At 60.1% G+C, this 19,523-nt stretch carries 13 protein-coding genes, 1 pseudogene and 1 riboswitch; of the genes and pseudogenes, 10 read left to right on the top strand and 4 right to left on the bottom strand.

What is annotated here, in order from left to right; genetic code table 11:
• Nucleotides 1-77: 77 nt before the first annotated feature.
• On the bottom strand, nucleotides 78-977 hold the full coding sequence (locus tag GHN92_RS08080) for an energy transducer TonB (protein WP_095039056.1): 900 nt from the start codon (nucleotides 975-977) through the stop codon (nucleotides 78-80).
• 76 nt (nucleotides 978-1,053) lie between these two features.
• Nucleotides 1,054-2,007 carry a glutathione synthase gene (gshB, locus tag GHN92_RS08075; RefSeq protein WP_094999863.1) on the bottom strand — a complete coding sequence of 318 codons (954 nt, stop codon included), beginning with the start codon at nucleotides 2,005-2,007 and terminating at the stop codon, nucleotides 1,054-1,056.
• A 247-nt stretch (nucleotides 2,008-2,254) separates the two neighbouring features.
• Here gshB and pilG point away from each other — a divergent pair, with 247 nt between their 5' ends.
• From pilG to GHN92_RS08040, 7 genes are all read left to right on the top strand, one after another.
• Nucleotides 2,255-2,662, top strand: a complete 408-nt coding sequence (gene pilG / locus GHN92_RS08070) for a twitching motility response regulator PilG (RefSeq protein ID WP_095019610.1) — start codon at nucleotides 2,255-2,257, stop codon at nucleotides 2,660-2,662.
• A 41-nt stretch (nucleotides 2,663-2,703) separates the two neighbouring features.
• The gene (pilH, locus tag GHN92_RS08065; RefSeq protein ID WP_095019611.1) at nucleotides 2,704-3,081 is read left to right on the top strand and encodes a twitching motility response regulator PilH; all 378 of its coding nucleotides are present in this window, start codon (nucleotides 2,704-2,706) and stop codon (nucleotides 3,079-3,081) included.
• Nucleotides 3,082-3,091: 10 nt separating this feature from the next.
• Entirely contained in the window at nucleotides 3,092-3,631 is a 540-nt protein-coding gene (locus GHN92_RS08060) for a chemotaxis protein CheW (RefSeq protein ID WP_094999866.1), read from the top strand.
• A 41-nt stretch (nucleotides 3,632-3,672) separates the two neighbouring features.
• A complete protein-coding gene (locus tag GHN92_RS08055; protein WP_094999867.1) occupies nucleotides 3,673-5,730 on the top strand; it encodes a methyl-accepting chemotaxis protein in 2,058 nt (685 codons plus the stop codon).
• Nucleotides 5,731-5,757: 27 nt separating this feature from the next.
• On the top strand, nucleotides 5,758-11,634 hold the full coding sequence (locus GHN92_RS08050; protein ID WP_153379857.1) for an Hpt domain-containing protein: 5,877 nt from the start codon (nucleotides 5,758-5,760) through the stop codon (nucleotides 11,632-11,634).
• Nucleotides 11,627-12,079, top strand: a complete 453-nt coding sequence (locus tag GHN92_RS08045) for a chemotaxis protein CheW (protein WP_094999869.1) — start codon at nucleotides 11,627-11,629, stop codon at nucleotides 12,077-12,079. Before GHN92_RS08050 ends, GHN92_RS08045 begins: the two co-directional genes overlap by 8 nt.
• A 644-nt stretch (nucleotides 12,080-12,723) precedes the next feature.
• A complete protein-coding gene (locus GHN92_RS08040; RefSeq protein ID WP_094999870.1) occupies nucleotides 12,724-13,341 on the top strand; it encodes a hemolysin III family protein in 618 nt (205 codons plus the stop codon).
• A gap of 7 nt (nucleotides 13,342-13,348) precedes the next feature.
• On the opposite strand, the gene GHN92_RS08035 is transcribed toward GHN92_RS08040, so the two are convergent.
• Both GHN92_RS08035 and GHN92_RS08030 read right to left on the bottom strand, forming a co-directional pair.
• On the bottom strand, nucleotides 13,349-14,200 hold the full coding sequence (locus GHN92_RS08035; RefSeq protein ID WP_094999871.1) for a formate/nitrite transporter family protein: 852 nt from the start codon (nucleotides 14,198-14,200) through the stop codon (nucleotides 13,349-13,351).
• A 210-nt stretch (nucleotides 14,201-14,410) separates the two neighbouring features.
• On the bottom strand, nucleotides 14,411-14,812 hold the full coding sequence (locus GHN92_RS08030) for an acyl-CoA thioesterase (protein ID WP_016782518.1): 402 nt from the start codon (nucleotides 14,810-14,812) through the stop codon (nucleotides 14,411-14,413).
• Between the two features lie 195 nt (nucleotides 14,813-15,007).
• Nucleotides 15,008-15,114: riboswitch (S-adenosyl-L-homocysteine riboswitch) on the top strand.
• Nucleotides 15,115-15,136: 22 nt separating this feature from the next.
• Between GHN92_RS08030 and ahcY the strand changes: the two genes are divergently transcribed.
• The 3 genes and pseudogenes from ahcY to GHN92_RS08015 all read left to right on the top strand — a co-directional run.
• The gene (gene ahcY, locus GHN92_RS08025) at nucleotides 15,137-16,546 is read left to right on the top strand and encodes an adenosylhomocysteinase (protein WP_088378781.1); all 1,410 of its coding nucleotides are present in this window, start codon (nucleotides 15,137-15,139) and stop codon (nucleotides 16,544-16,546) included.
• 102 nt (nucleotides 16,547-16,648) lie between these two features.
• Nucleotides 16,649-17,494: a methylenetetrahydrofolate reductase [NAD(P)H] gene (gene metF / locus GHN92_RS08020; protein WP_094999872.1), complete on the top strand. Its 846-nt coding sequence runs from the start codon at nucleotides 16,649-16,651 to the stop codon at nucleotides 17,492-17,494.
• Between the two features lie 363 nt (nucleotides 17,495-17,857).
• Nucleotides 17,858-19,345, top strand: a pseudogene (locus tag GHN92_RS08015) (DEAD/DEAH box helicase); the annotation flags it as partial.
• Between the last annotated feature and the right edge of the window lie 178 nt (nucleotides 19,346-19,523).

The raw sequence follows: 19,523 nt of genomic DNA, 5'->3' as shown, positions 1-19,523 counted from the left end.
TGCTCGCGATACAGGCGGCGCGGTTTAACGTTAAAACGCAGCGATCCAATCGCGAGCAAGCCCGCTCCCACAGTGCTTCAGTTGCTGGACAGGCGGTCGCCTTCGGCGAATTTCCAGGTGCGGATGATCTCCAGCCGGTCGATGTCCGCCAGATCACCGGTAAAGGGGGCAAAAGGTGCCGCCAGGCGCACGATGCGTTGTGCCGCCTGGTCCAGCAGCGGTTGGCCCGACGATTCAAGCACCAGCACTTCATGCAGCGAACCGTCGCGGTTGATCGACACCAGCAGGCGCAGTTTGCCGTAGATCTTTTCCCGGCGTGCCTGCTCGGGGTAGTTGAGGTTGCCGATGCGTTCAATCTTCTTACGCCAGTCTTCTTTATACCAGGCGCCCTTGTCGCGCATGGTCGAAGCCGCGCTCATGCGGTAGATCTTCGGGCGCTTGGCGTACAGCTGCTGCTCGTTGGCCAGTTCGGCTTCGAGGCTGGAAATCTCGCTGGACAGCTGGGAACTGTCGAACGTTGGAATGCTGGCCTTGGGTGCCGCTTGGGTCTTGACCTTCTGCGGCTGGCTCGGGGCTTTTTTTGCCGTGGGCGCCACGGTAGTCACGGCGGCCTTGGGTGCGGCCTGGGTCTGTTCGGGTTTGGCGGCAGGCGGCGGGGTGACCTTCTTGACGCTGTTGTCCTGGAAAGGGGCGATTTCCGTCGTCTTGGGCACCGCTTTCTTGTCCAGCGTGCCGCTGCCCTGCTGGTTGTCCTGGGCTAAAAAATCGGCTTTTTCCGGCGCTTTTTCGCTTTTGAACGTGGACAGGGTGATTTCCAGGGTTTTGCTGATCTGTTTGGGCGCTTCCATGTTGAACCCCACGCCGACGATCACTGCAATATGCAGCAGTGCCGCGACAAACAGGGTAAATCCGAGGCGATCGGCCGCACGCACGCCTTTATGGCCGAGTTCGGGGGGCAGGTCGTTGGGAAGTGTCATGGCAAAAAGACCAACATCGCGGGTTTCACGGGGTGCCCATGATAGCGCAATGTTGGTCTTTTATAGGGCTTGCAGATCAGCGTGCAGCGAGCTTGCGCTCTATCGCATCCATCAACAGGGCGCCGATATTGGTGCCGAACGCATTATCGATCTCGCGGATGCAGGTCGGGCTGGTAACGTTGATTTCAGTCAGGTGCTCACCGATTACGTCCAGACCTACAAATAGCAGACCCTTTTCACGCAGCGTCGGGCCGACCTGAGCTGCAATCCAGCGGTCCTTTTCGCTCAGCGGGCGGGCTTCGCCACGACCGCCTGCGGCGAGGTTGCCGCGGGTCTCACCTTGCGCCGGAATACGCGCCAGGCAGTAATCTACCGGCTCGCCGTCAATCATCAGGATGCGTTTGTCGCCATCCTTGATCGCCGGCAAATAGCCCTGCGCCATGATCTGCTGGGTGCCGTTGTTGGTCAGGGTTTCGAGAATCACCGACAGGTTAGGGTCGCCCACTCGGTGGCGGAAAATCGAGGTGCCGCCCATGCCGTCCAGCGGTTTGAGGATCACGTCACCGTGCAAGGCAGCAAATTCACGCAGCACGTCGGCGCGGCGGCTGACCACGGTTGGCGGCGTGCATTGGGTGAACTGGGTGGCGAACAGTTTTTCGTTACAGTCGCGCAGGCTCTGCGGTTTGTTGACGATCAGTACGCCATCGCGCTCGGCCTGTTCCAGCAGGTAGGTGGAGTACACAAACTCCATGTCGAAGGGCGGGTCCTTGCGCATCAGGATCACGTCCAGATCGCTCAGGGCCGTGTCGGTCTCGGCGTCCAGCTCAAACCACTTTTGCGGGTTGGCGAACACCTTCAGCGGCTTCATGCGGGCCCGGGCCTTGCCTTCATTCAGGTAAAGGTCTTGCTGCTCCATGTAGAACAGGGTCCAGCCACGGTCCTGGGCTGCCAGCAACATGGCCAGCGAGCTGTCCTTTTTATAGGAGATGCCCGCAATGGGGTCCATGACAATCCCGACTCGAACGCTCATGGCAAATTCCTCAAATAAATAGTGGGCGCAAAGGCTTTGAAAAGTGGCGCCAGAGTGGCGCTGAGTGTGGCCCCGGTCAAGGAAAAACCGCCTGCTCCAGTCAGCCCGCAGCCCTTCGATAGATTGAAGGTCGTGACTGTGCTAAAAAGGCTCGCACAGTGCTTGCAGCCCTTGTCCATCAAGGAGTTGGGGTTTCAGGCCGTACAGTTGTAACAAAACGGGTCGCCTTGGCGATGGTAGAGCAGATATGGAAAAGCATTCCAGCGCCTTGAAGGTGATGGTGATCGACGATTCGAAAACCATTCGCCGCACCGCCGAAACACTGTTGAAAAACGTGGGCTGCGAGGTGATTACCGCCATCGATGGCTTTGATGCGCTGGCCAAGATTGTCGACCACCACCCGCACATTATCTTTGTCGACATCATGATGCCGCGCCTGGATGGCTATCAGACCTGCGCCCTGATCAAGAGCAACCGGGCTTTCAAGTCGATCCCGGTGATCATGTTGTCGTCCAAGGACGGTCTGTTCGACAAGGCCAAGGGGCGGATTGTTGGCTCTGATCAATTTTTGACCAAGCCCTTCAGTCGCGACGAACTGCTGAGCGCAATCAAGGCACATGTGCCAGCCTTCACTATCACCCAAAGTGCCCAATAACACCGGCCAGCCGGCCAACCACCTGATAAATGGGGAACACCATGGCTCGCATTCTGATCGTCGATGATTCGCCGACTGAAATGTACAAATTGACCGGCATGCTCGAAAAGCACGGCCATGTAGTGCTCAAGGCCGAAAACGGCGCAGACGGTGTTGCCCTGGCGCGTCAGGAAAAGCCCGATGTGGTCTTGATGGACATTGTGATGCCGGGCCTCAACGGCTTTCAGGCGACGCGTCAGCTCACAAAAGATCCGGAAACCGGCAACATCCCGGTGATCGTCGTGACGACCAAGGATCAGGAAACCGACATGGTCTGGGCCCAGCGCCAGGGTGCCAAGGGCTACCTGACCAAACCGGTGGATGAAGAGCAACTGATCCTCAAGGTGAAACAAATCCTGGAAGAAAACCCTCCTAAATGACGGTCACCCTATGCCCGGCGCACTGACAGCCTTCGAACTGCTGCTTGAGATCGACCAGCGTTGTCGCTCGCTGGCGGCGGGTCTGGCGCCTGCACAGGCGCAGCTCGACACCTGGAGCGGTATTGGTTTTCGCATCGGCGAGCATTGTTTTGTGGCGCCGATGGGCGAAATTGCCGAGATCCTGCATGAACCACGGTTCACCCTGCTGCCCGGGGTAAAACCCTGGGTCAAGGGCGTGGCCAATTTGCGTGGGCAACTGCTGCCGATCATGGATCTGTGCGGTTTTTTCGGGGTCGAGCTGTCACCCTTGCGTAAACAGCGCCGTGTATTGGTGCTGGAATACAAAGACGTGTTTGTCGGCTTGCAGGTCGATGAAGTGCAGGGCATGCAGCACTTCGCCCATGCCGACCTCAATACGGATACGCAAACCTTGCCCCACCCGGTATTTGCACCTTATGTGCAAGGGCACTTTGCCGCTGAGCACCTGTGGTGGGTGTTCAGCCCGTTTGCCCTGGCCCGGGCGCCACAGTTCTGGGCGGTGGCCGTATGAGCAGGCTTTCAGCTTTAAAACGGGATTTCGGGACCTGATCGATGACCACAGCCAATACCGCTAAACCACTGGAAGGGTCGCGCAGTCGTTCGCAGATCATCGTGCTTTTTATCGCCCTGATCGTGTTCATCATGCTGTTATTCGCCAACTTTGCTTACCTCAATACCCAGTCCAACTACGACAAGCAGTACATCAGCCACGCAGGTGAGTTGCGGGTGCTGTCCCAGCGTATCGCCAAAAACGCCACCGAGGCCGCTGCCGGCAAAGCCGCCGCATTCAAGTTGCTGATTGATGCGCGCAATGATTTCAGCCAGCGCTGGGGTTATCTGAGAAAAGGCGACCCGGCCACCGGCCTGCCTCCTGCTCCTGCAGCCGTACATAAAGAAATGCAGGCGGTGCAACGTGACTGGGAGCTGCTGCTCAACAACGTCAACGCCATTCTGGCCAGCGAACAAACCGTGCTGTCGCTGCATCAGGTGGCTGCAACCCTGGCCGAGACCGTGCCGCAGTTGCAGGTCGAATACGAAAAAGTCGTCGAAATCCTTTTGCAACGTGGCGCCCCAGCCAGCCAGGTGGCCCTGGCCCAGCGCCAGTCCTTGTTGGCCGAGCGTATTCTGGGTGCGGTCAATACCGTGCTGGCCGGTGACGAAAACGCTGCCCAGGCCGCCGGTGCCTTTGGCCGTGATGCCAACCGCTTCGGGCTGGTGCTCAACGGCATGCTCGAAGGCAACGAAGGGATGAGAATTACCCAGGTTGAAGACAAGGATGCCCGCGCCCGCTTGCAGGAGATTTCCGAGCTGTTCCAGTTTGTGTCCGGTACGGTGGATGAAATCCTTGAAACCTCGCCGCAACTGTTCCATGTGCGCGAAGCGGCAAACAACATTTTCAGCCTGTCGCAAACCCTCCTCGATGAAGCCTCGACCCTGGCCAATGGTTTTGAAAACCTCGCCAGCGGGCGCTCGCTGGATATCATCGGCGGTTATGTTCTGGGCTTGCTGGCACTGGCATCGATTATCTTGATCGGCCTGGTGATGGTGCGCGAAACCAATCGCCAATTGCGCGAGACGGCGGAAAAGAACGAGCGAAACCAGAACGCGATCATGCGCTTGCTTGACGAGATTGCCGATCTGGCGGACGGCGACCTGACGGTGACCGCCTCGGTGACCGAAGATTTCACCGGTGCCATCGCCGACTCGATCAATTACTCCATCGACCAGCTGCGTGAACTGGTGGCCACCATCAACCTCACAGCAGGCCAGGTGGCGGCAGCGGTACAGGAAACCCAGGCCACCGCCATGCAGCTTGCCGAAGCTTCCGAGCATCAGGCCCAGCAGATTGCCGAGGCCTCCGGGGCGATCCAGGAAATGGCCCATTCGATCGACGAGGTATCGGCCAACGCTTCCGAATCTTCGGCGGTTGCCGAGCGTTCCGTAGCGATTGCCAACAAGGGCAATGAAGTGGTTCATAACACCATTCGCGGCATGGACAATATTCGCGATCAGATCCAGGACACCGCCAAGCGAATCAAGCGCCTTGGCGAGTCCTCACAGGAAATCGGCGATATCGTCAGCCTGATTGATGATATTGCCGATCAGACCAATATTTTGGCGCTCAACGCTGCCATTCAGGCCTCGATGGCCGGTGATGCCGGGCGCGGCTTTGCCGTGGTGGCCGACGAAGTGCAGCGCCTGGCCGAGCGCTCATCGGCGGCGACGCGGCAAATCGAAACCCTGGTGCGGGCCATTCAGGCCGATACCAACGAGGCCGTGATTTCGATGGAGCAAACCACTACCGAAGTGGTGCGCGGTGCCCGTCTGGCCCATGACGCTGGCGTGGCGCTGGAAGAGATCGAAGGGGTGTCGCAAAACCTGGCAGACCTGATTCAAAGTATCTCCAATGCCGCACAAAAGCAGACCACTTCGGCGGCGCAGATTTCCCTGACCATGAGTGTCATTCAGCAAATCACCAATCAGACCTCGTCCGGCTCCACGGCGACCGCCGAAAGCATCGGCAATCTGGCCAAAATGGCCAGCCAGCTGCGGCGCTCGGTGTCCGGTTTTACTTTGCCTGCTCCGTCCAAAGACCATGAGCCACAGTAATGCGCTGCAATTCTGACTGGAGTCGTTATGGTTGACCGGCACGACTATGTGGCCCTTGAATGGGTCAAAGGCGAAATTGCCCATACCCTGAAACAGGCCCGAGTGGCGCTGGACGCCTATGCCCAGCGGCCAGCCGCCGACGTGCTGGAACAGTGCCTGGATTGCATTCATCAGGTGCATGGCAGTTTGCTGATGGTGGAATTCTATGGCGCGGCTTTGCTGGCCGAAGAGATGGAGCAACTGGTGATTTCCCTGCAGGAGGACCGCGTCAGCCAGCTCGATGAAGCCCTGCGCCTGCTGCAGCAAGCGTTCAGCCAATTGCCGTTGTATCTGGACCGCGTCCACAGTGCCCGGCGCGACTGGCCCCTGGTGGTGTTGCCGTTGCTCAACGATTTGCGCAGCGCCCGTGGCCAGGCCCTGCTCTCGGAAACCAGCCTGTTCAGCCCGCCCTTGCAGGTGTTGCCCGCCCTGGATGAGGCCGCCCTGGCCCGGCTGGCACCTGCTGACTTGCCGAGCCAGCTGCGCGTGATGCGCCACACCCTGCAGGCCGCGTTCCTGGCTTTGCGCCGCGGTGAAGCGGTGCAGGCCAACCTGGAAAAAATGGCCGCGGTGTTCGCGCAACTGCAAGGCATTTGCCAGGGAGCACCGCTCAACGCCTTGTGGAAAATTGCCGCTGCACTGGTCGACGGCATGCTTAAAGGTCGGGTGCCCAACAGCCCGGCCCTGCGCAGCCTGCTGAAAAAATCCGACAAGGAACTCAAGCGCCTGCTGGCACAGGGCATCGAGGCCATCAACCATCCTGCCCCCGAAGAACTGCTGACCAGCCTGCTGTTTTATATTGCCAAGGCCGAGCATCCGACCACGAAAATGCTCGCGCTGAAAAACCACTACGAACTGGATCAGGCCATGCCCGATGCGGCGATGGTCGACGAGGAGCGGGCGCGGTTGGCCGGCCCTGACCGGGATGCCATGCGCTCGGTGGTGGCGGCGTTGTGCGAAGAACTGGTGCGGGTCAAGGAACGCCTCGACCTGTTTGTGCGCAGTGATCGCCTGCATGTCTCGGAACTGAGCAGCCTGATGGCGCCACTGCGTCAGATCGCTGACACCCTGGCCGTACTGGGGTTCGGGCAACCGCGTAAAGTCATCATTGATCAACTGGCGGTGTTGCAAAGCCTGGCCCAGGGCCAGCGCGAACCCACCGATGCGGTGTTGATGGATGTGGCTTCGGCCCTGCTTTATGTCGAGGCCACCCTGGCCGGTATGGTCGGCAGCGTCGAGCCCTCGCTGCGTGAAGAAAGCCGGTTGCCCACCACTGACCTGATGCAGATTCACCAGTTGGTAATCAAGGAAGCCCGCATCGGCCTTGAAGAAGTCAAAGACCTGATCGGCGATTATCTGGCGGCCGAGTACGACCGCCAGCACTTGCAGTCCGTGCCTGCGCTGTTGACGCAAATCCGCGGGGCGCTGGCGATGATTCCCCTGAATCGCGCGGCCAGTTTGCTGCAAGCCTGCAATGAATATTTGCGTGAGCGCGTGCTGCAAGGGTCTGATCACCCCGCGCACGAGCAACTTGATCACTTGGCCGATGCGTTGATCAGCATTGAGTATTACCTGGAACGCCTGGCCCAGGACCCTGGTGCTTCGAGCGAGCAGGTGCTGGATCGGGCCGAAAACAGCCTGGCTGCACTGGGTTACGCGCCGGCGACGCATCCCGTGCCATTGTCCGATGATAGGCCTGGCGGCCAAGAGCAATCGCTGATGCCGGACCTGCAGGCGCCTGGCCTGGCCGATGTACTGGCCAGCCCGCTGTCGGCGCTCAATCCTCCGGCGCAACACATGCCTGCCAGTTTGCTACCGCCACCCGTGGATGAAGCGCCGCTGGACGAAGAACTGCTGGAAGTCTTTCTCGAAGAAACGGACGAAGTCCTGATCAGCCTGCACGACAGCCTGCCGCAATGGGTCGCCAACCCGGCGGACAGTGTTGCGCTGGCCGAGTTGCGGCGCGGCTTCCATACCCTCAAGGGCAGCGGGCGCATGGTGCGTGCGCTGGTGCTGGCAGAGCTGGCGTGGGCGGTCGAAAACCTGCTCAACCGGGTGATTGAGCGTAGCGTGGCGCCGTCTGTGCAGATCTTCCAACTGCTTGAAGACGTTATGGCCATGCTGCCCGAACTGATTCAGGCCTTTGCCGAACAAAGCCAGCGTCAACGCGAAGACGTCGACCAACTGGCCGCACGCGCGCAGCACCTGGCCCAAGGCGAGCCGCAACCACTGTTGATTGCCCAGGACGCCGGCAGTTTCGATCCACAGTTGCTGGATATCTTCCGTCAGGAAGCACAAGCCCACCTTGAGCGCCTTGACCGTTTTCTGGGCCAGGCCCGTGCACACATGCCGCTGCAGGCCAGTGACGATTTGCAACTGGCCGTGCACACCCTCAAAGGCAGCGCACATATGGCAGGCGTGATGCCCATGGCTGAACTGGCCGCGCCGTTGGACCATCTGGTGCGTGAATACAAGGCGCACACGCTTGCCCTGGGGGAGGATGAAATCGACCTGCTGCTGGAAGCTGACACCCTGCTGCATGCGGGGCTCAAGCAACTGGATAGCGACCCGCTGGCCGAGATCCAGGGTGCGCGCTCACTGATCGAGCGCACCGAGCAACTGATCGCCAGCCGCCTGGATACCCTGCTCAATAGCCCTGCAAGCAGTTGGGTGGCCAGGCGTGACCCGCAGCGCATTGCCGAGTTTCTGGCCGAGAGCATGGACATTCTGTTCGATGCCCAGGAGCTGCTTAAAACCTGGCATCAGAACCCCCATGAACGCGATGGCCTGGACAGCCTGCTGGATCAGCTGACCACCCTGGGTGAGTCTGCCCACCTGCTGGACTTGCAGCCCATGGATGCGCTGTGCGAAGCCCTGCTTGACCTCTATGGCGCGGTCGAAGAAAGCAGCCTGGCACCCAGCGAGCGTTTTTTCGAAGCGGCCGATGATGCCCAGGAAGCCCTGATCAACATGCTCGACCAGTTGGCGGCAGGGCAGGAAATCACCCCGCAGCCGCAGTTGGTCCAGACCCTGCACGCGCTGCTGCACGAAGGGCTCGCGCCTGACGCCACAGGGCTGATTCGCGGTGATGGCGGGCGGGTTACCGAGCTGGGGGCCGCCACCAGGCAATTGGGTGGAGGCCAGGACGAGGACATCGATGATGAAATCGTCGAGATTTTTCTCGAAGAGGCGGTGGACATCCTCGAGAGTGCCGCGCAGGCCTTGCAGCGCTGGCTCAGTGCACCCGACAGCCTGGCGCCGCTGTCGTCCTTGCAGCGCGATTTGCACACCCTCAAGGGTGGGGCGCGCATGGCCGGTATTGAACCGATCGCTGAACTGGCCCATGAGCTTGAACACTTGTATGAAGGCTTGCTGGACCGGCGCCTGAGTGACAGTCCGGCACTGGCTCGCCTGCTGGAGCGCAGCCACGAGCAACTGGCGCTGATGCTTGAGAAATTGCTGCACAAGCAAACGTTGAGCGAGCCTTATGAACTGATCGAGGCGATTCGCGGCTTTCGTCTTTACAGTGCAGCCCTGCCTGATGCTGGCAGCGTTGCCCCGCAAGCGCCACCGAGCAATGAAGATCCGCAGTTACAGGAAATCTTCCTCGAAGAAGCCTTCGATATTCTCGAAAGCTCGGGTGCGGCCCTGGCGCGTTGGCAAGCCGAGCCGCAAAGCCACCTTGAAGTGGAAAACCTGCTGCGCGACCTGCATACCCTCAAGGGTGGGGCGCGGATGGTGGAGGTCGCCGCGATTGGCGATTTTTCCCATGAGCTTGAAACCCTTTTCGAGGATATTTCGGTAGGTGCCATCACGCCCAGTGATGGGCTCTTTGTGTTGCTGCAGCGTTGCCACGACCAGCTTGCGCAAATGCTTGACGCGCTGCGCAGTGGTCAGGCGCTGCCTTCGCCCCAGGTGCTGATCGAGAAAATCCGCCAGATTGAGCGTAACGCCCGGCCGACACCTGCCACCCCGGTCAAGCCCGAGCCTGCGCCTGCACCGGTGCCCGAAGGTGAGCGCACCGGGCTGGACACCCTCAAGGTTCCGGCCGAGCTGCTCGAAGACCTGGTCAACCTGGCGGGTGAAGCCTCGATCATTCGGGGGCGTGTGGAACAGCAGGTCAACGACGGTCAGGTCGCCCTCAACGAGATGCAGACCACCCTTGAGCGGATGCAGGATCAACTGCGGCGCCTCGACATCGAAACCCAGGGTCGCCTGCACAACCGCGCGCACACCGAAGCCGATGGCGTGGCCTACGACGAATTCGACCCGCTGGAAATGGACCGCCATTCCCTGCTGCAGCAGCTGTCCCGAGCCCTGTTCGAATCAGCTTCCGATCTGCTAGACCTCAAGGCGACCCTGACGGCCCGCTACCAGGACGCCCACGGGCTGCTGCAAAAACAGGCGCGGGTGAACACGCAATTGCAAGAAGGCCTGATGGGCACGCGCATGGTGCCGTTCGAGCGCGTATTGCCGCGCCTCAAGCGGGTGGTGCGCCAGGTTGCCAGCGAGCTGGGCAAGCAGGTTGAATTCAGCGTGATCAATGCCGAAGCCGAGATCGATCGCAACGTTCTGGAACGTATGGTTGCGCCCCTGGAGCATATGCTGCGCAATGCCGTCGACCATGGCCTGGAACCGGCCGACGTGCGCCATGCCAGCGGCAAACCGGAGCAGGGGCTGATCAGCCTGGAACTGTCCTATGAAGGCGGCGACGTAGTATTCGACATGCACGACGATGGCGCGGGAGTGCCGCTGGAAGCCGTGCGCCGCAAAGCCATCCTGCGTGGCTTGCTGAACCCTGAAGCAAGCATCAGCGATCGTGAGGTGCTGCAGTTCATCCTGCAGCCCGGGTTTTCCACGGCCGAAAAAATCACCCAGATCTCCGGGCGTGGCGTCGGCATGGACGTGGTACATGAAGAGGTGCGCCAGTTGGGCGGCAGCATGACCATCGATTCGGTGGCGGGCCAGGGCGTGCATTTTCAGATTCGCCTGCCCTTCAGCGTGTCGCTCAACCGGGCTCTGATGGTGCAGTGCGCAGACGAACAATACGCCATTGCCCTCGACACCGTTGAAGGTGTGGTGCGCGTCATGCCCAACGAGCTGGAAGGCTACTACCAGCTCAACCCGCCGCTTTATCACTACGGTGGGCAAACCTACGAGCTGCGTTACCTGGGCGAGTTGCTGCAAACCGTGGGCAAACCCAAGCTGGTGGGCGAAAGCCATTCGCTGCCGGTGCTGCTGGTGCATTGCCAGGACCAGCGCGTGGCGTTGCAGGTGGATGCGCTGTTGGGTTCGCGGGAGATTGTGGTCAAGAGCCTCGGCCCGCAATTTACCGGGGTACAGGGCCTGTCGGGCGCGACCATTCTGGGGGACGGGCGGGTGGTGCTGATCCTCGACCTGCCGGCCTATATCCGTGCCCATCAGGCGCGTCAGCCGTTGCAGCGGGCGCAGCACGAGGCGGTGGGCGCCCTGGAATTCACCCCGGCCGTGCGCCCGCCGCTGGTACTGGTGGTGGACGACTCGGTCACCGTGCGCAAAGTCACCAGCCGCCTGCTGGAGCGCAACGGCATGAACGTCATCACGGCCAAGGACGGGGTCGACGCCATGAGCGTACTGGAAGAGCACACCCCTGACCTGATGCTGCTGGACATTGAAATGCCGCGCATGGACGGCTTCGAAGTGGCTACCCGCGTGCGTAACGACCCGCGCCTCAAGGACCTGCCGATCATCATGATCACCTCGCGCACCGGGCAAAAACACCAGAACCGGGCGATGGCCATTGGCGTCAACGACTACCTGGGCAAACCTTATCAAGAGTCCGTGCTGCTGGAGCGCATTGCCTACTGGAGCAACTTCCATGCTTGACCATCGCGTGGGCAGCCTGACCGGCTTGCTGCTGCCGCTAGCAGATCGCTATCTATTGCTGCCCAATGTGGCCATTGCCGAGCTTATCGGCTGGCAGCGCGGCGAGCCCAGCAGCGACTCCCCGCCCTGGCACCTGCGCCAGATTACCTGGCGCGACCACCAACTGCCGTTGATCAGCTTTGAAGCGGCATGCGGCGGGCCACTGGTGATCGGTGAGCGGGCGCGGATCGTCATCCTCAACACGCTGGGTGGTGACCCGGATTTCAAATTCATGGCCATGGTGATTCAGGGCATCCCGCGCTCCTACAAGGTCGACAGCCAGTTGAGCTTTGTCGACGTGCCGCTGTGCCCGCTGGAGCGCGCGGCGGTACAGGTGGGCGATCATGTGGCGAAAATCCCGGACTTGCTGGCGCTGGAACGGTTGGTGCGGGGCAGCGCGGATTAAGCAGCACTTGTGGGAGCTGGCTTGCTCGCGAGCAGGCGACGCGGTCAGTCGGTTAAACCGCGGTGCTGCTATCGCGAGCAAGCCCGCTCCCACAGAGCTCAGTGGCAGGCCCCGAATTCGGTGAACACTGCAAAACCTGTGGGAGCTGGCTTGCTCGCGAGCAGGCGATGCGGTCAGTCAGTTAAACCGCGGTGCTGCTATCGCGAGCAAGCCCGCTCCCACAGAGTTTCGTGGCAGGCCCCGAATTCTGGGAACACTGCAAAACCTGTGGGAGCTGGCTTGCCTGCGATGCAGGCGATGCGGTCAGTCAGTTAAACCGCGGTGCTGCTATCGCGAGCAAGCCCGCTCCCACAGAGTTTCGTGGCAGGCCCCGAATTCTGGGAACACTGCAAAACGTGTGGGAGCTGGCTTGCCTGCGATGCAGGCGATGCGCTCAGTCAGATAAACCGCGGTGCTGCTATCGCGAGCAAGCCCGCTCCCACAGAGTTCAGTGGCAGGCCCCGAATTCGGTGAACACTGCAAAACCTGTGGGTGCAGGTTGCCCTGCTCGACGAACGCCGCATTGCCCTTTAACCTCGCAACCTTGACCCTTATCTCATAACCAGGTGACACAGTCGCACTATCGGCTCTTGAGGATCTTGCACATGTATCACGGGGAAAAACTCAACGCCTGGACCCATCTGGTGGGTGCCGTGGCGGCAGCAATAGGCAGTATCTGGTTGTTGGTAATGGCCTGCCTGGACGGTAGTCCGCAGAAGATTGTCAGTGTGGCCATTTATGGTGTCACGCTGGTGCTGTTGTACAGCGTATCCACCGTGTACCACAGCGTGCGCGGGCGCTCCAAGGTGATCATGCAGAAGTTCGATCATCTCTCCATTTACCTGCTGATCGCCGGCAGTTACACGCCGTTTTGCCTGGTCACGCTGCACGGCCCCTGGGGCTGGTCGTTGTTTGGCATCGTGTGGGGAATGGCGGTGATCGGCATGCTGCAAGAGATCAAACCGCGCTCCGAAGCCCGCATCCTGTCCATCGTTATCTACGCGGTCATGGGCTGGATTGTACTGGTGGCCGTCAAGCCCTTGCTGGCAGCGCTGGGTACCGCAGGCTTTGTATGGCTGGCCACCGGCGGGGTGATGTACACCGTGGGGATCATCTTTTTTGCCCTCGACCACCGTCTGCGCCATGCCCACGGCATCTGGCACCTGTTTGTGATCGCCGGCAGCCTGCTGCACTTTGTGGCCATCGCCCATTATGTGATCTGACTCGGGGCTACTGAACCTCCTGCTTGGGCTTCTGGGTGTCGCTGCGGATCTGCGCGTGGCTGATCAGGGCGAAGATAAAGCTGCCACCAATGATATTGCCGGCCAGGGTGGGGCCGGCAAAGATCAGCCAGAAGTCCTTCCAGGGCAACTCGCCAGCAAACACCAGATACGACACCTCGGCCGTACCGACCACGATATGGGTGAAGTCACCCAGGGCCATCAGGTAGGTGATGAGGATGATGATCCACATCTTGGCGCTTTCCATGGACGGGATCATCCACACCATGGTGGCAATCATCCAGCCCGAGATAATGCCTTTGGCGAACATCTGGCTGGCGTCGTTTTCCATGACCTTGCGGCCGATTTCCAGAAAGGCCTTGTCGGTCTGCGTGTCGAAAATCGGCAAATGCAGCATCACATAGGCCACCAGCAGGGTGCCCATCAGGTTGCCCACCAGCACCACCGCCCACAGCCGCAGCAGCCGCCCGAAATTGTTGAGTGTGGGTTTGCTCATGATCGGCAGAACGGCAGTCAGGGTGTTTTCGGTGAACAGTTGCTGGCGGGAGAGAATGACCGCCAGAAAGCCTGCGCAATAACCGAAGCTGGCGATGACCTTGAACCCGTCGCCGTCGGGCAGGCGTGAGTTGAGCAGGCCCATGGCCATAAGGGACAGGCCCATGGTCAACCCGGCGGCCAGTGCCGACCAGAACAGGGCGGCGATGCTGCGCTCCAGTTCCAGATCGCCCTGCTGGCGGATGATTTCGTGCAGCACCGCGGCGCGCGGTGGCTGGTTTTTGCTGACCTCGTGCTTTTCTTCAGCCGTCAGGTTGGGGGTTTTGCCTGAATTTTGAGTGTCCATAAGGCTCCAGAACCGTGGGCGTGTGAAGGTACGACACGCATGGACTGTAGCTGTTCACTCTTGACCTGTAGATACTCTGTTGCCGGTCAACCCTCCCTGTGGGAGCGAGCCTGCTCGCGAAAGTCGTTCGCGAGCAGGCTCGCTCCCACAGTTAAAATTCCCTTCAGACCTTCGGCAGCTGCTACAGGTACCGTGCAACAACGCGGCTAATCAAGCCTGGCTGTCATCCTGGAACTGGTCCTTGACGTATTTGATCTCGGTACGCCCGTGCGGCGCCGGCAGGCCGTCTTCACCCAGGTTGACGAAAACCATCTTGTCCACAGTCAGGATGCTTTTGCGGGTGATCTTGTTGCGCACTTCGCAGGTCAGGGTGATCGAGGTGCGGCCGAACTCGGTGGCGGTGATGCCCAGTTCGATGATGTCGCCCTGGCGCGAGGCACTGACGAAGTTGATTTCGGAGATGTACTTGGTCACCACACGCTGGTTGCCCAGCTGGACGATGGCGTAAATCGCGGCTTCTTCGTCGATCCAGCGCAGCAGGCTGCCACCGAACAGGGTGCCGTTGGGGTTGAGGTCTTCGGGTTTAACCCATTTGCGGGTGTGAAAATTCATATTCGCTCCTGACCGTCTTGCCTTAGATGCCGACCATGATGTCAGACCACGGCACTCAGCTCTATTAAGCTTCGACTATGGTCTCGATTAGGCAAATCAAAATGCCGTGGATAAATCCTTGGGAACATCGGCGCGGATGGCTATAATGCCCCTCGCTTCAAAACGGTCATTTTTACCCGGTACCGTTCCCGCCACCTGTCCGAGGGGCGCTGCAGCAGGTTCAACCTGTCAGGCTCGGATGGGGCGTTGTTTGTTCAGGGCTCCCTGGGCAGGCACTAAACGCACAACGGCGCCCATTCGCGATTAAACGAATGGAGGCTCTTGATGAGCGCTGTAAACACGCCTGCAGGTTTTAACGACTTTAAAGTCGCCGATATGTCCCTCGCCCAATGGGGCCGCCGCGAAACCTTTATCGCCGAGTCCGAAATGCCTGCCCTGATGGGCCTGCGTCGCCGTTATGCAGCAGAACAACCGCTCAAGGGCGCGAAGATTCTGGGTTGCATCCACATGACTATCCAGACTGCCGTACTGATCGAAACCCTGGTTGCCCTGGGTGCCGAAGTGCGTTGGTCGTCGTGCAACATCTTCTCGACTCAGGATCAGGCTGCTGCCGCTATCGCTGCTGCCGGTATCCCGGTCTTCGCCTGGAAAGGCGAAACCGAAGAAGAGTACGAGTGGTGCCTGGAGCAAACCATCCTTAAAGATGGCGAGCCATGGGATGCCAACATGATCCTCGACGACGGCGGCGACCTGACCGAGCTGCTGCACAAGAAATACCCGGCCATGCTGAAAAAGATCCACGGCGTGACTGAAGAAACCACCACCGGTGTTCACCGTCTGCTGGACATGCTGGCCAAAGGCGAGCTGATGATCCCTGCGATCAACGTGAACGACTCGGTCACCAAAAGCAAAAACGACAACAAGTACGGCTGCCGTCACAGCCTGAACGATGCCATCAAGCGTGGTACTGACCACCTGCTGTCCGGCAAGCAGGCACTGGTTATCGGCTACGGTGACGTGGGCAAGGGTTCGTCCCAGTCCCTGCGTCAGGAAGGCATGATCGTTAAAGTGTCCGAAGTTGACCCGATCTGCGCCATGCAAGCCTGCATGGACGGTTTTGAAGTGGTTTCGCCGTTCATCAACGGCCAGAACGATGGCACCGCTGCCAGCATCGACGCTGCGCTGCTGGGCAAGATCGACCTGATCGTGACCACCACCGGTAACGTCAACGTGTGCGACAAGAACATGCTGGCCGCGCTGAAAAAACGCGCTGTGGTGTGCAACATCGGTCACTTCGACAACGAAATCGACACCGCTTTCATGCGCAAAAACTGGGCATGGGAAGAAGTGAAGCCACAGGTTCACAAGGTTCACCGTACTGGCCTGGGCGAATTCGACCCACAGAACGATGACTACCTGATCCTGCTGGCTGAAGGCCGTCTGGTTAACCTGGGCAACGCCACAGGTCACCCAAGCCGCATCATGGACGGTTCGTTCGCCAACCAGGTGCTGGCGCAGATCTTCCTGTTCGCCCAGAAGTACGCTGACCTGCCAGCCGAGCTTCAAGCCGAGCGTCTGACCGTAGAAGTGCTGCCGAAGAAGCTGGACGAAGAAGTGGCCCTGGAAATGGTTCGTGGTTTCGGTGGCGTTGTAACGCAACTGACCAAGCAACAGGCTGACTACATCGGCGTCACCGTCGAAGGCCCGTTCAAGCCAGAAACCTACCGTTACTGATTAAAGAAAGGCGGTCAGGCTTGCACTGACCGCCTTTTTTTTGTGTGAAAGTTCAGCGTCAGGGGTTGTCCATGCCCCCCTCGCGCACGCCAGGGTATTCCCATGTCTCAAGACCGTCGTTACAGCTTCGAGTTCTTCCCGACCAAGACCGATGCTGGACATGAAAAACTGATGAACACGGCTCGCCAGCTGGCGACCTACAACCCGGATTTCTTCTCCTGCACCTACGGTGCCGGTGGCTCGACCCGTGACCGCACGATCAATACCGTGCTGCAACTGGAGAGCGAAGTAAAAGTACCTGCTGCTCCGCACCTGTCCTGCGTGGGTGACAGCAAGGCCGATTTGCGCGGCCTGCTGGCCCAGTACAAGGCCGCGGGCATCAAGCGCATCGTTGCGCTGCGTGGCGACCTGCCTTCGGGCATGGGCATGGCCAGCGGCGAACTGCGCTATGCCAATGACCTGGTGAGCTTCATTCGTGAAGAAACCGGTGACCACTTCCATATCGAAGTGGCGGCTTACCCGGAAATGCACCCGCAAGCGCGCAACTTCGAAGACGATATCAACAACTTCGTGCGCAAGGCCCATGCTGGCGCTGACAGTGCCATCACCCAGTACTTCTTCAACGCCGACAGTTACTTCCGTTTTGTCGAGCGCGTACAAGCAGCGGGAGTGATGATTCCTGTGGTGCCGGGCATCATGCCGATCACCAATTACAGCAAGCTGGCGCGGTTCTCTGACGCCTGTGGCGCTGAAATCCCGCGCTGGATCCGCAAGCAACTTGAAGCCTACGGCGACGACACGCAGAGCATCCAGGCATTTGGTGAGCAGGTCATCAGCGAAATGTGCGAACGCCTGCTCGACGGCGGCGCCCCGGGGTTGCACTTCTACACCCTGAACCAGGCTGATCCGAGCCTGGCGATCTGGAACAACCTCAAGCTGCCGCGCTGATCTGCCTTTGTAAGAGCGGGCTTGCCCGCGATGGCATCGCTGCGGTCCGTCAAGGGATGCGCGTCGTATGCATCGCGAGCAAGCCCGCTCCCACATGGGTTTAAAGCCGTTGGGCAGCATGAAATCGGCGCGTCGTGATTGCTCTGTTATACTCCGGTTTTTCCGCCAGGCTTACGCCCGGCCGCTCGTCCTTGTACAAGGCATTCAACCTCCCGTTACGGCGCAGCTCTCAGCCAGCGCGAGCGGCATGAATGGGCCTTCAGGACTGGAGCAGGACCGGACGGGATTGCGTCATCTTAAACGCCATTCACGCCAGGCAAGACTATCCCTTTGGGCCAAGCCCTAACTAGAACAGGATTTCTCATGTCCTTTGCTTCCCTCGGTCTCTCCGAGGCTTTAGTCCGCGCCATTGAAGCTGCGGGCTATACCGAGCCTACTCCGGTGCAACAGCGGGCCATTCCCGCCGTGTTGCAAGGTCGCGACCTGATGGTTGCGGCACAGACAGGTACTGGTAAAACCGGTGGCTTCGCTCTTCCGATTCTGGAAAAGCTGTTTCCCAATGGCCACCCGGACAAATCCCAGCGCCACGGCCCACGCCAACCACGCGTGCTGGTCCTGACGCCTACCCGCGAACTCGCCGCCCAGGTGCATGAGAGCTTCAAGCTCTATGCCCGCGACCTGAAGTTCGTGAGCGCCTGTGTTTTTGGCGGTGTGGGCACCAACCCGCAGGTTCAGGCCCTGGCCCGTGGTGTTGACGTACTGGTTGCCTGCCCCGGTCGTTTGCTCGACCTGGCCGGTCAAGGCAGTGTTGACCTGTCCCACGTTGAAATCCTGGTACTCGACGAAGCCGACCGTATGCTCGACATGGGCTTTGTCCATGACGTGAAAAAAGTCCTCGCTCGTCTGCCGGCCAAGCGTCAAAACCTGCTGTTTTCGGCGACGTTCTCCAAGGACATCACCGATCTGGCCGGCAAGCTGCTGCGCAACCCGGAACGCATCGAAGTAACGCCACCTAACACCACGGTCGAGCGTATCGAGCAACGCGTGTTCCGTCTGCCTGCCACGCACAAGCGTGCCTTGCTGGCGCACCTGATCACCGCTGGCGCCTGGGAACAGGTTCTGGTCTTCACCCGTACCAAGCACGGTGCAAACCGCCTGGCCGAGTACCTGGACAAGCACGGCCTCAGCGCTGTGGCCATCCACGGTAACAAGAGCCAGAACGCGCGCACCAAAGCCCTGGCCGACTTCAAGGCCGGTACCGTACGCATTCTGGTAGCGACCGACATTGCCGCGCGTGGCCTGGACATCGACCAGCTGCCGCATGTGGTCAACTTCGAGCTGCCAAACGTCGACGAAGATTACGTTCACCGTATCGGCCGTACTGGCCGTGCCGGTCGTTCGGGCGAGGCGATCTCGCTGGTAGCGCCGGACGAAGAAAAACTGCTGAAAAGCATCGAGCGCATGACCAAACAGAAAATCGCCGATGGCGACCTGATGGGTTTTGACTCGAGCACGGTTGAAGCTGAAAAGCCTGAAGTACGCGAGCGTCCGGATGTGCGTAACCCGCGCAACCCGCCGCGCGGCCCGCGGGGCGACGGTCCGGGTAACCCGGGCGGTGGCGGCGGTCGTAAAGACAAGGGCAAGGAAAAGAGCAAAGAAAAGCCGGCAGCTGCTCGCAGCGAGCGTCCAGCTCGTGAGCAAAAGCCGCGCGAAGCTCAGCCTGCCCGTGAACAGCGTCAGCCTGCTCCGCGTGCCGACGCCAATCGTGCGCCGGACGAGTTCCGTGATGACGATGTGGATAACTTTGGTAACCGCGCTGATTACGTCAGCCCGTACCAGAACAAGAACAACTAGAGCCGTGGCCGTCGTCCGGGGGCTCCGGCCCAGGGCGCAGGCACTGGCGCTGCGCCAGCGGGTCGTACCGGTGGCCGTCAGAACGGTCCGCGTACCGGCAGCGGCGCCAGGCTGTCGGGTGCACTGAGCCAGCGCTGCAAGGCCTGCGCGGCACTCTCGAGGATGTCCACCGCCT

Origin of the sequence: Pseudomonas sp. FSL R10-2964 (assembly GCF_009600035.1) — a bacterium.
Classification (GTDB): domain Bacteria; phylum Pseudomonadota; class Gammaproteobacteria; order Pseudomonadales; family Pseudomonadaceae; genus Aquipseudomonas; species Aquipseudomonas bubulae.
The sequence above is the reverse complement of the archived record's forward strand: the minus strand, read 5'-3'. Positions and strand labels throughout refer to the sequence as shown.